The following is a 14787-nucleotide window of genomic DNA, read 5'->3' as shown; positions in this document are numbered from 1 at the left end:
GCAACGCCTGATTGCTCGGCGCACGGCAGAACTGGCGGCAAGTGGTTTTACTTTTCCGACAAACCTGGGAGAACCCGAGTCAATGCAAATCGGGAAGTACCAACTGGTGCGAAAGCTTGCGTCAGGCGGCATGGCGGAGGTCTTCCTGGCGAAGGCCGCGGGGCCACGCGGCTTCGAGAAGACGCTTGTGCTCAAGCGCATCCTTCCGCACCTGGCGGAGGACGCGGCCTTTGTAGAGATGTTCCTGGGCGAGGCGCGGCTGGCGGCGCAGCTCGAGCACCCGAACATCGTGCAAATTTTCGACTTCGGTGAGGCCGAGGGCAGCTTCTTCCTGGCCATGGAGTTCATTGACGGCCCGAACCTGCGCAAGCTGGTGAAGCGGGCCGCAGAGGAAGCGCTGCCCCCCGCCTTCTGCGCGAAGGTGGTGGCGGCCGCGGCGGAGGGGTTGGCGTACGCGCACGAGTTCCGTGACGTGGAGACGGGCGAGCCGCTGGGCTTGATTCATCGCGACGTGAGCCCGGACAACATCCTGGTGTCGCGGCAGGGCGCGGTGAAGGTGGTGGACTTCGGCATCGCGAAGGTGGCGGGGCAGGGGCACCGGACGCTGACGGGCGTGGTGAAGGGCAAGGTGGCGTACATGCCGCCCGAGCAGCTCCAGGCGAAGGCCATGGATCGGCGGGTGGATGTCTACGCGCTCGGGGTGGTGCTGTACGAACTGCTCACGGGGAAGCGGCCGTTCGATGCGACGACGGACGTGAGCGTGATGCAGGCGATTCTGTTCGAGTCGTTCATCCCGGTGTCGGCGCGGCGGCCGGATGTGCCCGTGGCGTTGCAGCAGGTGCTCGACAAGGCGCTCGCGAAGGACCGGGAGCGGCGGTACGCGGACTGCCGGGCGTTGCAGGACGACCTGGAGCGGTTCGTGTTGTCGACGGGCGAGCCGGTGGGCGCGTATCAGATTGCCCAGCGCATCGCGCAGTGGGTGCCGGAGGTGGCTGCGGCTCCGGCGATGACGCCGTCGCAGGGAGGCAGCAAGGGAGCGGTGGCGTCGCAGGCGAAGGCGGATGCCCGGAGCGCGTCCATGGTGTCGCCGCCGGTGGATTCGACGTCGCCGACGACGCCGATGCCCCGGTCGCTCGTTGCACCCGTGGAGGTGCCGGCGGATTCGACGTCGCCGACGACGCCCATGCCGGTTGCCATCGGTGGCGTGGTTCAGGCGTTGGAGCCGCGCTCCTCCCCGCAGCAGGACACGCTTCAGTCGTACCCGGTGGTCGTGAAGACGCCCGCGCTTCGGGCGGATGCGTCAGCGCGTGGAGCGTCCCGGCCCAGGGCGCAGTCCCGGGCCTCGGGGGTGAAGGTACAGGCGCCGCAGGCGCGTGACGAAGACGTGGTGGCGATGGCGGCTGCTTCGTCGCCGCCATCAGGAGGCGCTTCACCGGCGCCTACGACTCCCGAGGATGCGGACGACGCCGTGCATACGCGGAGCACGGAGTACGCCGCGACGGTGCCGTCAGGGCGGCCAGGAGGGCGGATTGCCGGCATCGTCGGGGCCGTGGTTGCGCTGTTGGTGGGCGGCGCTGTCACCGTGATGCGGGGTGATGATTCAGAGGTCTCGCCCGTTCGTGTGAATCCACCGCCGCTCACGCACTTGCCGCGCGAGCCTGCGGTGCCGAGCCAAGGCGGCAGGAACGTGCCGCAGGAGAAACCGGCCGCGAACGTGAATGCAGGTGCTCGGGATTCGAATGATGGGGCACAAGCGAAGCCGCAGGTTTCGACGGACGTCTCCGTGGTGCCGCAGGAACCGCACGTCGCACGGGATGCCACCACGCCCGAAGCAGGGCTTCCCACTGTGAAGGATGCTCCGCCTGAGAACGGCGGAGCGGCTTCGAAGGAGGGGAGCGCTGTCGTGGCGAAGCGTGAGCCCGCGAAGGCGTCTGGGGATCCAGAGCCGAATCCATCGCGGGTCCGTGAAAGGGCACCGACTCAGAAGGTGGCGGCTGTTGCAAAGGGGCGCCTGGAGTTCCGCATCCGTCCGTATGCCGTGGTGTCGTTGGACGGGAAGGTACTGGGGCAGACGCCGTTCGCCGCAGTTGAGGTACCCGAGGGACGACACACCGTCCGGCTCGTCAACAAGGAACTGGGCAAGGACGTGACCCGGACCGTTGATGTGAAGGCAGGCCAGGCCACTGTGTTCAAGCTCAATCTCGAAGCGGAGTGAGCCGTGCCCGCACCGAGGCCACCTGATACGTGGCCTCGGTGGTGGGGCTTGCTATTGAGGCCAGTGGAGAATCTGTCCGTTGCTTCCTGCGACCCAGAGGTCTGCGGGGCTGGTGCCTGCGATGTCGTTGAATCGGAGGTTCGTGTTCTCGAAGATGATTTGCCACTGCGTGCCGTCGTACCGGTAGATGCGACCGTTGTAGGCGGTGACGTAGACGGACTTTGCGCCGAATGCGACGACGGAGGTCAGTGTCTCGTTGTTCGTGTTGGGGAAGGGCATCCTGCTCCACGTGCTGCCGTCCCATTGGAGGACAGTGTTCTGCGTGCCCATGAACTCGCCCACTGCGAATGCGGTTCGATTGTTCACCACCCAGACTCCACGGAGGCGGCCCAGGCCAGGGATGTAGTCATGCGCAGCTTCCGTTTGCCAGTCCCTGGTGTTTTGGTTGAAGCGATAGATGCGCCCCCTGCTGCTCCCGATGTCGAAGCCACCCACCGCGAATAGCGCTGACCTGGTACGGCCGTGGACGTCGTATAGCGCCGAGACAGGGGTCGTTCCAAATCGCAGCGCACTTGAGCCAACCGATCCGGTCCAGATGAAGGTCAGCCCGTTTCCGGAGGTGCCAGAGGTTGATGTAACGCCATGAATCTCCAAGACACCTTCATGTCGAATGCCGACGAGTCCCTCCACCCACCGTCCCATGGCGTGCGTCTCGGTGCAGGCATTTTGTGGCCTGTCCAGGAAGGTGAGGCTTCCTCCCGACGAGCCGAGGTAGAGGCGGCCCTGGTTGGCCATGTCCGCCCAGACAGCGTTCCAGCCCCTGTTGCTGTCGCCGCAGTTGGTCGCGTTGGTCTGAAACGTGGATGAGGACGGCGTGAGTATCGCGGTCCCTCCCTGGTTCCCTGAGACAGTCACATCGCCAGGGAGTCCAGTGAAGATGGAGCGCCACTCCTGATCGCTCGCGCCCACGGAGCGGGCTGCCCAACTGGCACCGCCGCTTGGGCAGACCTCGGGGCCTTCGACATTCCCGTCACAGTTGTTGTCCAGGGCGTCGCACAACTCCGGCGCGCCAGGGTAGGTGAACGGGTTGCCGTCGTTGCAGTCGCCACCGGTGGTGGCGTAGTCCGTGCCAGGCGGGACGCAGGACGACACGGCCGTGCCAACACCAAAGCCATCCCCGTCGCCATCCAGGTACCAGTTGTTGGGGAACATCGTGGGCTGGCAGGTGGTGGCGATGCCGGAGGCGTCACAGACGTAGACGCCAGCGCACTGGGCGGCTGCGGTGCACGCCGTGCCGAGGTCGGGGAAGGTCTCGTCAATCTGGTCGTTGCAGTTGTCATCGACGCCGTTGCAGAGCTCCGTCGCGCCAGGCCGGATGCTGGCGTTGTTGTCGTTGCAGTCATCCGCGGGACCCGTGACATAGCCCTGCGGGATACCGGTGCAGAATGCGACGGGAGCGGCTTTCCGGTCGCCATGTCTGTCCTGGTCTACGTCGGGGTAGGCATACACGGCCAACGGCATGTCGCAGAGAACCTCGCCGTTCCCACCGCACGCGCGGACGCCCTCACAGCCTTCGCCCTCCGTGCAGCTCTGGCCCAGGCGCAGCTCTACCGTGTCCGACTGTCCGTTGCAGTTGTCGTCGACGTCGTTGCAAAGCTCGGTTGCAGCCGGGTGGATGCTCGCGTTGTTGTCGTTGCAGTCCGTTCCGCCGGTGAGCACGGAGACGTAGCCGTCGCCGTCCGCGTCCGTTGCTTGGAGCGACAGCGTCACTGTCTCGGTCTTCCCCGTTTTGGGGCTCACGAGTATCGAACGCGTCATCACGGGTGTCGCTTCGCAGTTCTGCTCAAATGCACGCGCCTCCACTTGGACGGAGTCGCCCCAACTGCTCGGCGCAAACACACTGGCGACGAGGGACCCTCCTGAGCGGTCGCCCTTGCCGGCAATCTCGGCGGTGGACGCTTTCCCACTGGCTTCGTCCCGGGCACTGACGAGCACGCAGCCAGGAAGGAACCCCGAGTAGTCGATCGACACTTTGAGGGCTCTGCACGTCGGCCTGTCACCCAGGAATGCGTCGACGGAGTCGCCCATGAGGTCATTGATGTCACATGGGTGGAGTTCGTCGAGGCTGGGCACGGTGCAGGCCATGCCGGACAGGAGAACAAGGCACGCCAGAAAAATGCGGTTCATCGCGCCTCCCGCTGCGCCGTGGCTTCGTTACCCAGGAAGTAGGTGATGACCGCTCCCGCCGCCGCTGTCGCCGCGACACCGAACAAGATGTTGGCGCCGAGCGCCTTGCCGCGCGCCGCGTCCAGATGTCCCATCTGCTCATCGATACTGAAGGTGTCTCGCGCGCTCTGGATGTCGCTCCGGGAGCGCAGGCCGAGGTAGCTCCCGATGCCACCCGCGAGCACCCCTGCGCCAAGCAAGGCCACGGGGAGGGGACGGATGCGGAGGCCCGTTGACTCATGTGCCATGAGTTCGGGCTCGGCGCTGGTGATGAGTGAAGGGGTTGGCGCAGCAGGTGATGGTGTAGCGACGGCCAACGCGGTTCCCTCGGGTTCGAGGACGGGGCGGTCCTGCGAAGGGGCGGGCGGTGGCTCGACGGGGGCCGAAGCCACGCGTTCGCTCTGGAGATTCTTGCGTACGTCGTCGAAGTCCCGAGCCACCTTGGGAGAGACCCTGACGGGGAGCTGGGAGTCTGGTTGAAGTGAAAGGGCTTCGCGGAATGCGCGGAGGGACTGTGAGCGTCTCCCGAGATCGGCGAGGACGATGGCTTCGTACATCGCGGCGTCTGCCCGTTCGTCGTCCGTCGTGGCCAGTGCCTTGGCCTGGGTGAGCGTCTTCAGCGCCTGCTCGTACTCAAGTTCCTCATAGAGCTGCGCTGCCGCCTTCAGCCGTGCGCGAAACGAGGAGTCGCGCGAACTAGCTTGCGCGGCTTTGGCCGTCACGGTTTGCCCGAGCGCCAATCCCGGTAGCAGAAGCGTGTAGCTCAGCACCCATACCTGGAGCGGTGCTTTCTTGAGAGTAAAGCTTTCCATGAATGGAAAGGCTACCACGCTCGTTCGATTGTCTAAGAAAGGGCGTGCAAAATGAAGTGCCCGCGTAGTTCCTGCGAGGCTTACCCAACAGCGCAAGCTTCGCCAGGCCATGCGTCAAGGAGTGGCACTTCGATGCGTGTCGAGGATGCCCGTCGCCAGTTTCAGGAGCTTCGTTCGCAGTGCTTCCGGCGCGAGCACCTCGAATTCCGAGCCGACGTCGCAGAGCTGACTGAAGGCAATCGCTTCTCGCTCGAAGTCCACAACCACTGTCTTGCGCCCATCCGCTGAGCACGGCGCGGAATCAAGCCGTGCACCCTCCGCTCGCGGCCGAATCTTCCGCAGCGCCTCCAGCGCCTCCGGAGTCAAGCGCAGCGTGACCTCGTACTGCGCGCGCTTCTCCGCGAAGCGTGAGCACCACGCCTTCCAGAATGCGGGCAGGTCGAAGCGCGCCGGCCGGATGAAGGTCTCCGGGCGTATCCGTGCACCGTCCACACGCGAGCCTCGATACACACGCGGTTCATCCTCGCCCGTGCTCGCGACGAGGTACCAACGGTCCGCCTTGATGACGAGCGCGTACGGGTCCACCACCTTGCGGCTCGGCTTGCCTTCGAAGTCCCGGTACGTCAGGGACACGCGGCGGTCCTGCCAGACCGCGTCGCGCAGCGTCGCCAGATGAGGCACGGCCTCGCGTTCTGGAAACCACGAGGACGCATCCACGTGAAGCCGCTGGCGTGCGTACTCCAGCGCGGGTTGCTGGAGTGCGGGCAGGGAGGCCGCCATCTTCACCAGCCCCGAACGCAGCGCCGACGTCAGGCCCAGGTCATCCAGGGCCCCCGGTGCCGCCACGGCCGCCAGTGCATGCAGCTCCGCCCGGGTGAAGCCCGTGAGTTGGGTACGCCAGCCTTCCATCAACGCCACGCCGCCCGCGGAGCCTCGGGTGGCGTACACGGGCACGCCCGCGCCGGAGAGCGCGTCGAGGTCCCGGTGGATGGTCCGTTCGGAGACCTCGAGCTCCCTTGCCAGCTCGCCCGCCGTCATCTTCGGGCGTGTCTGGAGGAGCAGCGTCAAACTGACGAGTCGGTCGGCGCGCATGGGCAGGTCTCAAAGCGAAGTCTAGGCGGGGAATCATGACAGGGGATGTCAGGATTCCCCGCCTAGGGTGCGAACACGAACCCACTGCGGTCCACGGTCGCCCGTGGGCTTGGAGGAGTGCCCGCCATGAAGCCACTCGAAGGACGCGTCGCTCTGGTCGCTGGAGCCACCCGAGGCGCGGGGCGTGGCATCGCCACCATGTTGGGAGAGGCGGGCGCCACCGTGTACTGCACCGGGCGCAGCGTGCGCGGACGGCCCGCGACGGGCTCGCGTCCGGAGACCATCGAGGAGACCGCCGAAATCGTCGACGCCAAGGGTGGCCGGGGCATCGCCGTCCGCGTGGACCATTCCGTCGAATCGGAGGTCGAAGCCCTTTGCGCGCGCATCCAGCGGGAGCAGGGGCGGCTCGACATCCTGGTGAACGACATCTGGGGCGGCGACGGACTCACCGAGTTCGGCCCGGCGTTCTGGAAACAGTCCGCCGCGAAGGGGCAGCAGATGTTCGAGCGCGCCGTCTTCACGCACCTGCTCACCAGCCGCCACGCCGTGCCGCTCATGCTGGGCGGTGAGCGGGGGCTCATCGTCGAAATCACGGATGGGGACTCGTTCGGCTACCGCGGCAACCTCTGGTACGACCTGGTCAAGATGTCCGTCATCCGGCTCGCCTTCGGGATGTCCTGGGAGTTGCGCCGCACGAAGGTCACCGCGCTGGCGCTGACGCCCGGCTTCCTCCGCTCCGAGGAGATGCTGGAGAACTTCGGCGTCACGGAAGCGAACTGGCGCGAGGGCGCGGCGAAGGATCCGCACTTCATCGCCTCGGAGAGTCCCTGCTACGTGGGCCGGGCGGTGGCGGCGCTCGCGGCGGATCCGAACGTGGGCGCCAAGGCCGGCCGCGTCTTCAGCTCCTGGGCCCTGGCCCGCGAATACGGCTTCACGGACGCCGACGGCTCCCAGCCGCATTGGGGCGACTACTTCGCGCGCGCTTTCGGCAGGCCGTACCAGGTCGCGGACGAGGACGCCTACACGTCCTGGCGCGACGGCCCCATGGAGATTGCCAGCCCGGATTGGCCCCTGGGCTGAGAGGCCACCGAATGAGTGGTTGCCTACCTGTGTCTACATGGTGCCTGCACTCTGACGGGGAGCGGCCACCCACCGCCACCGGGCGACCATTCAGGGGCCGACCGTGACGGTTGGGGCACGCGCCCGTGGACGGCGCGCGGCGGCATCGCTAGGGTGCGCGGCTTCATGGAACGCCCTTCAGTGATTTCCACCCTGGAACAAGCCGTCAAGGCCCGGCCGATGCCGCGCCACGTGGGCATCATCATGGACGGCAACGGGCGATGGGCGGAGTCCCGAGGGCTGCCCCGGCTGGAGGGGCACCGGGAGGCGACGTCGAGTGTGCGTGAAGTGACGCGCACCGCGCGCCGCCTGGGCATCCAGGCGCTGACGCTCTACGCGTTCTCGTCGCAGAACTGGGCGCGTCCGGCGGAAGAGGTCGCCGGATTGATGGACCTGCTCCGGGAGTATCTGGAGCGCGAGCGCTCCGAAATCCTGGACAACGGCATTCGCCTCAACGCCATTGGAGACGTGGACCGGCTGCCGCGCTACGTGCGTGATCCGCTGGACCGGCTCCGGGCCGACTCCGCGCACAACACCGGCATGGTGCTGTCGCTGGCGTTGTCCTACGGCGGGCGGGAGGAAATCCTCCACGCGGCGCGGCGGCTGGCCGAGGCCGTGGAGCGAGGCGAACTGGCGGCGGGACGGTTGGAGGAGAGCGACTTCGAGCAGTTCCTCTGGACGCAGGGACTGCCCCCGTTGGACCTGATGGTGAGGACCAGTGGGGAGCTGCGCGTGTCCAACTTCCTGCTCTGGCAAATGGCGTACGCGGAGATGTGCTTCACCGACGCCTTGTGGCCGGACTTCCGTACTGACGAGTTCCTTCGCTGCGTGTCGCAGTACCAGCAGCGTGAGCGCCGCTTCGGCCTCACGTCCGCACAGGTGCAGCGGGAGGACGCTCCTCAGCAGGCCAAGGCGTGAACGACAAGAACCGAAACCTCGTCATCCGCGTCGTCTCCGCGGTGACACTGCTGCCGCTGGTCCTCCTGCTGCTGTTCCTCGGTGGTTACTGGAGCGCGGCCCTGCTGGGCGCCGCCGCCGCCGCGTGCGTGGGTGAGTACTACCTCATCGTCCAGAAGCGCCTGACGGTGGCCTCGTGGGTTGGAATGGCCTTCGCCGCGGTGCTGCCTTTCCTGCCCATGCGGGACGCGGCGCGCACGGGCGAGACGGCCTTCTGGCTCACCATCGTCTTCGCGTTCTTCGCGTGGATCTACCACCTCTTCAAGGGACCGCTGGCGGAGGCGCCCACCCGCACGGCGCACCTGGTCAACGGCTTCCTCTACGGCGCGGTGGGCCTCACGGCCGTGTCCGCGCTGCGCCTGTTGCCCGACCACGGCTTGGCCTGGGTCATCTGCGCGCTGGTCATCACCTGGGCCAATGACACCGCCGCCTACTTCTTCGGGCGGTTCCTGGGGAAGCACAAGCTCTACCCGGAGGTGAGCCCCAACAAGACCTGGGAGGGCTTCTTCGGGGGCATGCTGGGCTCGGTGGGCGGTATGTTCATTGCCCGGCAGTTCTTCTTCCCCGTGTTCACGGTGTGGGACTGCGTGCTGCTGGGCATCGCCGGCGGCATCCTGGGGCCGGTGGGCGACCTGTGTGAGTCCATGCTGAAGCGGGCCTACGGGGTGAAGGACTCGGGCGTCCTCATCCCCGGGCACGGTGGCGTGTTGGATCGCATCGACGCGCTCCTGTTCAACGCGCCCCTGGTGTTCGTCTACGTGCAGTTCGTCCGGGGTCTGCTGCCCTAGGGACCGCCCCTTCCGGCTGCCCGTCTGCTCGGCGGGCCCGGTTGCGCGTTGTCCGCCTGGGCGCCCACGATTACTGTTGCGCCCATGCTCCAAAACATCGGGTTCTTCGTCATTCTGCTCGGCGTGCTCGTCACGGTGCACGAGCTTGGCCACTTCCTGGTGGCGAAGGCCTGTGGTGTGAAGGTCCTGAAGTTCTCCATCGGCTTCGGACCCAAGTTGATCGGCTTCACCAAGGGCGAGACGGAGTACCAGATTGCCCTGCTGCCGCTGGGCGGCTACGTGAAGATGGCGGGCGACATGCCCCACGAGGAGCTCAGCCCGGAGGAGGCCAGCCGGGGCTTCCTGGCGCAGCCCCCATGGAAGCGCGGCCTCATCGTCCTGGCGGGGCCGGCCTTCAACCTCATCTTCCCCATCCTCGTCTATTTCTTCGTCTTCCTGGGCCCGCACCAGGCCACGTCCACCTACGTGGGGACGGTGAGCGAGGGCATGCCCGCGCAGGCCGCCGGCATCCGCCCTGGAGACCGCATCCTGTCCGTGGATGGCGAGCCGGTACGCACGTTCAACGACATGCGGGAGGCGTTCGTCGGCCGCTTCGAGCGGCCCGTCCCCATCGTCCTGGAGCGCAATGGCCAGAAGCTGACGCTGGACGTGACGCCCACGAAGAACGTGGAGACGTCCCCCATCGACACGGTGGAGCGCGGCTCCATTGGCGTGGAGGCCGTGTCGAAGCCGCCCATCGTCGGCGTGCCGCCGGGCTCGGTGGCGGAGCAGGCCGGACTGCGGACCTTCGACCGCATCCTGGCCGTCAACGGCGTGAGCGTGGAGACGGAAGCGCGCTTCCAGCAGGAGCTGGACAAGCACGCGGAGGGCACGCCCCTGGAGCTCACCCTCCGGCGCATGGACTCCGTGGCGGCGGGCGTCGTGACGGGGCGGGTACCCTCCGTGCTGAAGCTCACCGTGCCGAAGCAGCCGGGAGTGGGGCTGGCGACGGTGGGCGCGGAGACGTCCGACCTGTACCTGGCCACCGTGGCGCCGGGGAGCGCGGCCGAGAAGGGCGGCCTGCGGCCCGGAGACCGCATCATCGCCCTGGATGGCGAGAAGCCGGAGTCCTTCGTCAAGTTCTCCTCGAAGCTGAACGCCCTGAAGGAGCGTTCCTTCCAGTTGACGTGGCGGGGCGCTGACGGCGAGCGCACGGAGACGCTGGCGCAGGCGCCGCTGAAGACGGAGGACGAGATGGGCACGGCGAGCTCGCCCATCGTCCTGGGCGTGCGCAACTGGGTGCTCTCCGCGGCGGACATGCCGGTGCTGGACGAGGTGACGGTGCATCTGGGGCCGGGCGCCGCGCTGAAGCAGGCCGCGCTCATCGTCCCGAAGATTGTCGGGCAGATGGTGCGGGTCCTCGGCGGGCTGCTGGTGGGCTCGGTGCCGATGAACACCGTGGGCGGCCCCATCATGATGTACCAACTGGCGTCGAAGAGCGCCGAGCAGGGCCTGGACAGCTTCCTCCACCTGATGGCGCTCATCTCCATCAACCTGGGGGTGATGAACCTGTTGCCCATCCCCGTGCTGGACGGCTTCCACCTGCTTTCCGCCGCCTGGGAGGGAATTCGCCGCCGCCCCATCCCTGTTCGCGTCCGCGAGGTGGCCAACATGGTGGGGCTCGCGCTGCTCGTCCTGCTGATGCTGTTGGCCGTGACCAACGACATCACCCGCTAGAGGACGCATGCGAGGAATCGCCGTTGCCGGATTGCTCTGCTTCGGTTTCACCTCCGCGTGCGCCTCGCGCGCGGCCAGGCCCGACCCGGTGGAGGAACCCGTCCGCCCGTCGAAGTCGCCGAAGTCCCGCAGTGGTACGCCCGGCGTGGCGCGGCGCGAGCAGATGCCGCGCTCGTACCTGGGCGAAGGGCTGGCCTCGTTCTATGGCCCCGGCCTGCACGGGCGGCCCACCGCGAGCGGGGAGCGCTTCGACCAGGAGGCGATGACGGCCGCGCACCGCAAGCTGCGCTTCGGCTCGTGCCTGCGCGTGGTGAACATGGAGAACGGGCGCGCGGTGAAGGTGCGCGTGAATGACCGGGGGCCCTTCATCGACGGGCGCATCGTGGACCTGTCCAAGGGCGCCGCCCGGAAGCTGGACATGCTGGACAAAGGCGTGGTGCGCGTCCGGCTGTACCGCTGTGCGGACCGGGTGTCGGAGATTCCGCAGGAAATGTGGGCCGCGCCGGTGTAGTGAGCCGTCCCATGTTCCTCTCGCTGGACACCTCGACGTTGACGTTGTCGCTGGCCCTGGTGGAGCGAGCGCCGGATGGCGCGCTGCGCACGCTGGAGCACGTGGTGGTGGGTCCGCCGCGGAAGCAGAGCGAGCTGCTGCCCGGCATCGTCGGGGAGCTGCTCGAACGCCATGGCGCCACGCTGCCCGCCCTGGAGGGGCTGGTGGTGGGCCTGGGGCCGGGCTCCTTCACGGGGCTGCGCATCGGCCTGGCGACGGTGAAGTCGCTGGCCTACGCGACGAAGCTGAAGGTGGCCGGGGCCTCGTCGCTGGCGGCGGTGGCGCTGGAGGGCCCCGAGGGCGTGCCGCTGTACTGCCTGGCGGTGGCGCGCAAGGACGACCTGTACCTGGGGGCCTACGTGCGCCAGGGCGGGACGGTGGAGCCGCTGGAGCCGGAGACGGCCATGTCACCCGCGGAGGTGGCCGCGCGCATGGCCGCCGAGCCCCGGGCCGTGGCGCTGGGGCCCGCACTGGTGGACTACCGCGCCGCCCTGGAGTCGCAGGGCGTGGCGCCACACCGGCTGCTGGCGGCGCCGACCTTCCCGTCGGCGGTGGCGCTGGCGCAACTGGCGCGCTTTCCGGAAGCGCAGTCACTGGAGGCGCTCTTCGCCATGGAGCCGCACTACGTGCGGGCCTCGGAGCCGGAGCGCAACCCGAAGTTCCCGCCGCTGCCCGGGCCGGCGCCCACCGCACGGTTGAAGGAAGACTGAGCCGCCTCGTGGTGCTCGCGCTCCCGGCCTCCGGTGGCGTAAAGGACGCGCCATGAGAGACGACTTGACGATTGGCGTGGTGGGCGCGACGGGCGTGGTGGGCCGCGAGGTGCTCGCCGCGCTGTACGCGCAGGACGTGCCCGCTGAACAGGTGCGCGTCTTCGGCTCCGAGCGCTCCAAGGGCATGGAGGTGGAGTACGGCGAGGACTCGCTCGAGGTGGAGCAGGCGACGCCGGACGCCTTCCGGGGTGTGAAGCTGGTGCTGCTCGCCACGCCCGCCGAGGCCTCTCGCACGCTGGCTCCGGCCGCGCAGGCCGCGGGCGCGTGGGTGGTGGACGCCAGCAGTGCCTTCCGAGGTGACGGCAACGTCCCCATGGTGCTGCCGGGCTTCAACACGGATGTGCTGGGCGCGGGCTTCACCTTCAAGGGCCGCATCGTGTGCCTGCCGGGGGCGGTGACGACCGCCGCGGTGCACGTGGTGGAGCCGCTGCGGAAGGCCTTCGGCGTGGCGCGCGCGCAGGTGACGGCGCTGATGGCGGCGTCCAGCGCGGGTGTGCGCGGTGTGGCGGAGCTGGAGAAGCAGACGGCGGACCTGCTGTCGGGCCGCGAGCCGGAGCCGCACGCCTTTCCCCACCGCGTGGGGTTCAACCTGGTGCCCCAGGTGGGCGGCTTCATGGTGAATTCGCCCTGGACGGAGGAGGAGGGCGGCTGGACGCTGGAGGCGGCCCGGCTCTTCTCGTCCAAGGGGGATGTGCCCGTCATCGCCGGGACGGCGGTGCAGGTGCCTACCTTCTACGGCCATGGCCTCACCCTCAACGTGCAGCTCAAGAAGGCGGGCCCGGTGGAGCAGGTGCGCGCGGCCCTCAAGACGTCCGGGGCCTTGAAGGTGCTGGATGTGCCCGGTGAGCGTGTGTACCCCATGCCCATGCTCGTCACGTCCGACCCGGCGGTCCATGTGGGCCGGGTGCGCGCATTCCCCCAGGCGCCGGAGTGGGTGACGCTCTTCGCCTCGGTGGACAACGCCAGCCGGGGCGCCGCCCTCAACCTGGTGGAAGCCGGACTCCGCCTGGCCGAGCGCCCCGCCTGACAATTTGGCAAAGCCTCCGGGGCCGTCCTGCCTGTTTGGCGCGGCGGGACGGCCCTCCCGGAGTGATGCCCAGCGGACGGGAAGGCGTTTCATGTGGCCTCCCGCTTGCTAGCCTGGGCGTACCCATGCGCCTCACTCTCGTTGGCCTCTTGCTCTTCGCGTCGACTGCCCTGGGGCAGACCGTGACGTTTTCAGCCTCGGCCGAAATCCTCCAGAACGATCAGATTGTCGTCTCCCAGGAGAACTGCGGCTTGGACCGCACGGTCAACTGGACGCGTGTCGCCGGCAATTGCGACGTGCTCCACCTCTGGCTCTCGAACGAATCGAGTTGCACGGGGACGCCAGGGGCGGGCGACCTGTCTCTCGCTGATATCCCGGTAAATGATACTCGGCTGACGGGGACGGTGACCTTCAACGCGTCCGACGCGCTGGTGGCGGACGGCGCCAAGTGCGAGTCACAGACGTCAACCAAGACGTTCCGGCTCTGCGCCACGACCAAGCGGCTGGGGACTTTGGGCGGTTGCGACGACTCGTTCGTTTCGGTTGGGACGCCCTCCATCAGCTTCATCTATGACCCGGAGCCCCCTGCGGTGCCGGAGACCCCGAGCGTCACGGGGCTGGACGCCGCGCTGAGTGTCTCTGTCAAGGTGCCGAGCGATGCGGTGTCCATGGAAGTGCAGGTCCTTCAGTCCGTTCCGGGCGAGGACGGTGGTGTGGGCGCGGGTGAAGTGATTTCGAAGAAGCGGCAGGTTTCGTCGAACGCGGTCTTCCGCATGGATCAAGGGCTCGAGAACGGCGTCGAGTATGCCGTCCAGGCGATTGCCATCGACAGGGCGGGGAACCAAAGCGAACCTTCGCCCGCGGCGACAGGGACGCCTGTTGCGAGCAACGGCTTCTACCAAGGGTACCTCGGAGCCGGCGGCGCGGAGACAGGTGGCTGCGCCGCGGCGGGTGGTGGCATCACGGGATGCGCGATGCTGGCGTCCCTCGGAGTCTGGCTGTCGTCGAGGAGGAAGCGGTCATGAGTCGGGCATCGGCCCTGGGAGTCGTGGCGCTGCTCGCCACGCTGCCCGCCTGGGGGCAGGACACGGTAGTGGTGGAGGAGGAAGTCTCGCTGCGCTCGCCACGTTCGGGCGGCATTCAATTCCGCTTGGGTGGCTACAAGCCCCTCATCGACGAAGAGTCCGGCCTCACTGGCACGCCGTACGAGGACTACTTTGGCGGCGAGTCGCTGCTGACGTTCGAGGTGGAACTCCAGCGATACTTCTACCAGGGCGTGGGTACGGCGGGCGTGGGCTTCTCTGCGGGTTACGGCGAGAAGTACGGAACGGCGAAGCTGGCCTCCGGTGCGGACGCCGCGGAGCGTACTGCGCTGCGTCTGATTCCCCTGAGCCTCAACGCATTCTACAAGTTCGACTACGCCGCCTTCGAGTGGGGCATCCCGCTGGTGCCTTACGGCAAGCTGGGGCTCATCTACACGCCTTGGTGGATCCTCAAGGGCACGGGCACTGGTGC

13 protein-coding genes are annotated in these 14787 nt (G+C 67.7%); 10 read left to right on the top strand and 3 right to left on the bottom strand.

All coding sequences use genetic code 11. The annotated features are described in order from the left end of the window. Positions 1-82: 82 nt before the first annotated feature. Positions 83-2215, top strand: a complete 2133-nt coding sequence (locus FMQ63_RS31750) for a protein kinase (RefSeq protein WP_011552620.1) — start codon at positions 83-85, stop codon at positions 2213-2215. A 51-nt stretch (positions 2216-2266) separates the two neighbouring features. On the opposite strand, the gene FMQ63_RS31745 is transcribed toward FMQ63_RS31750, so the two are convergent. The 3 genes from FMQ63_RS31745 to FMQ63_RS31735 all read right to left on the bottom strand — a co-directional run bounded on the left by FMQ63_RS31745 (position 2267) and on the right by FMQ63_RS31735 (position 6345). Then, a complete protein-coding gene (locus FMQ63_RS31745; RefSeq protein WP_011552621.1) occupies positions 2267-4402 on the bottom strand; it encodes a putative metal-binding motif-containing protein in 2136 nt (711 codons plus the stop codon). After that, a complete protein-coding gene (locus FMQ63_RS31740) occupies positions 4399-5271 on the bottom strand; it encodes a tetratricopeptide repeat protein (RefSeq protein WP_225909926.1) in 873 nt (290 codons plus the stop codon). The genes FMQ63_RS31745 and FMQ63_RS31740 overlap by 4 nt, the downstream gene beginning before the upstream one ends. 96 nt (positions 5272-5367) lie before the next feature. Beyond that, entirely contained in the window at positions 5368-6345 is a 978-nt protein-coding gene (locus FMQ63_RS31735; protein ID WP_011552623.1) for a YafY family protein, read from the bottom strand. 126 nt (positions 6346-6471) lie between these two features. On the opposite strand from FMQ63_RS31735, the gene FMQ63_RS31730 reads away from it, so the two are divergent. From FMQ63_RS31730 to FMQ63_RS31690, 9 genes are all read left to right on the top strand, one after another. Then, positions 6472-7425, top strand: coding sequence for an SDR family oxidoreductase (locus FMQ63_RS31730; RefSeq protein WP_043612263.1), 954 nt, complete (start codon positions 6472-6474; stop codon positions 7423-7425). A 165-nt stretch (positions 7426-7590) separates the two neighbouring features. Next, positions 7591-8382 (top strand): isoprenyl transferase, encoded by a 792-nt coding sequence (locus FMQ63_RS31725; protein WP_011552625.1) that lies wholly within the window; start codon positions 7591-7593, stop codon positions 8380-8382. Next, positions 8379-9209 carry a phosphatidate cytidylyltransferase gene (locus tag FMQ63_RS31720; protein WP_011552626.1) on the top strand — a complete coding sequence of 277 codons (831 nt, stop codon included), beginning with the start codon at positions 8379-8381 and terminating at the stop codon, positions 9207-9209. The genes FMQ63_RS31725 and FMQ63_RS31720 overlap by 4 nt, the downstream gene beginning before the upstream one ends. An 84-nt stretch (positions 9210-9293) precedes the next feature. Then, entirely contained in the window at positions 9294-10925 is a 1632-nt protein-coding gene (gene rseP / locus FMQ63_RS31715) for an RIP metalloprotease RseP (protein ID WP_026113975.1), read from the top strand. A 7-nt stretch (positions 10926-10932) separates the two neighbouring features. Beyond that, positions 10933-11436 carry a septal ring lytic transglycosylase RlpA family protein gene (locus FMQ63_RS31710; protein WP_011552628.1) on the top strand — a complete coding sequence of 168 codons (504 nt, stop codon included), beginning with the start codon at positions 10933-10935 and terminating at the stop codon, positions 11434-11436. An 11-nt stretch (positions 11437-11447) separates the two neighbouring features. Then, the gene (tsaB, locus tag FMQ63_RS31705; protein ID WP_026113974.1) at positions 11448-12185 is read left to right on the top strand and encodes a tRNA (adenosine(37)-N6)-threonylcarbamoyltransferase complex dimerization subunit type 1 TsaB; all 738 of its coding nucleotides are present in this window, start codon (positions 11448-11450) and stop codon (positions 12183-12185) included. 52 nt (positions 12186-12237) lie between these two features. Further along, a complete protein-coding gene (locus FMQ63_RS31700; RefSeq protein ID WP_011552630.1) occupies positions 12238-13272 on the top strand; it encodes an aspartate-semialdehyde dehydrogenase in 1035 nt (344 codons plus the stop codon). 125 nt (positions 13273-13397) lie between these two features. Beyond that, positions 13398-14297 carry an MXAN_2561 family MXYO-CTERM-anchored protein gene (locus FMQ63_RS31695; protein ID WP_225909927.1) on the top strand — a complete coding sequence of 300 codons (900 nt, stop codon included), beginning with the start codon at positions 13398-13400 and terminating at the stop codon, positions 14295-14297. Beyond that, the coding region (locus tag FMQ63_RS31690) for an MXAN_2562 family outer membrane beta-barrel protein (protein ID WP_141276840.1) at positions 14294-14787 on the top strand (494 nt) is incomplete at its 3' end. The genes FMQ63_RS31695 and FMQ63_RS31690, both read left to right, overlap by 4 nt.

Source organism: Myxococcus sp. CA005 (assembly GCF_006518205.1).
In the GTDB taxonomy this organism is placed as follows: domain Bacteria; phylum Myxococcota; class Myxococcia; order Myxococcales; family Myxococcaceae; genus Myxococcus; species Myxococcus xanthus.
The sequence above is the reverse complement of the archived record's forward strand: the minus strand, read 5'-3'. Positions and strand labels throughout refer to the sequence as shown.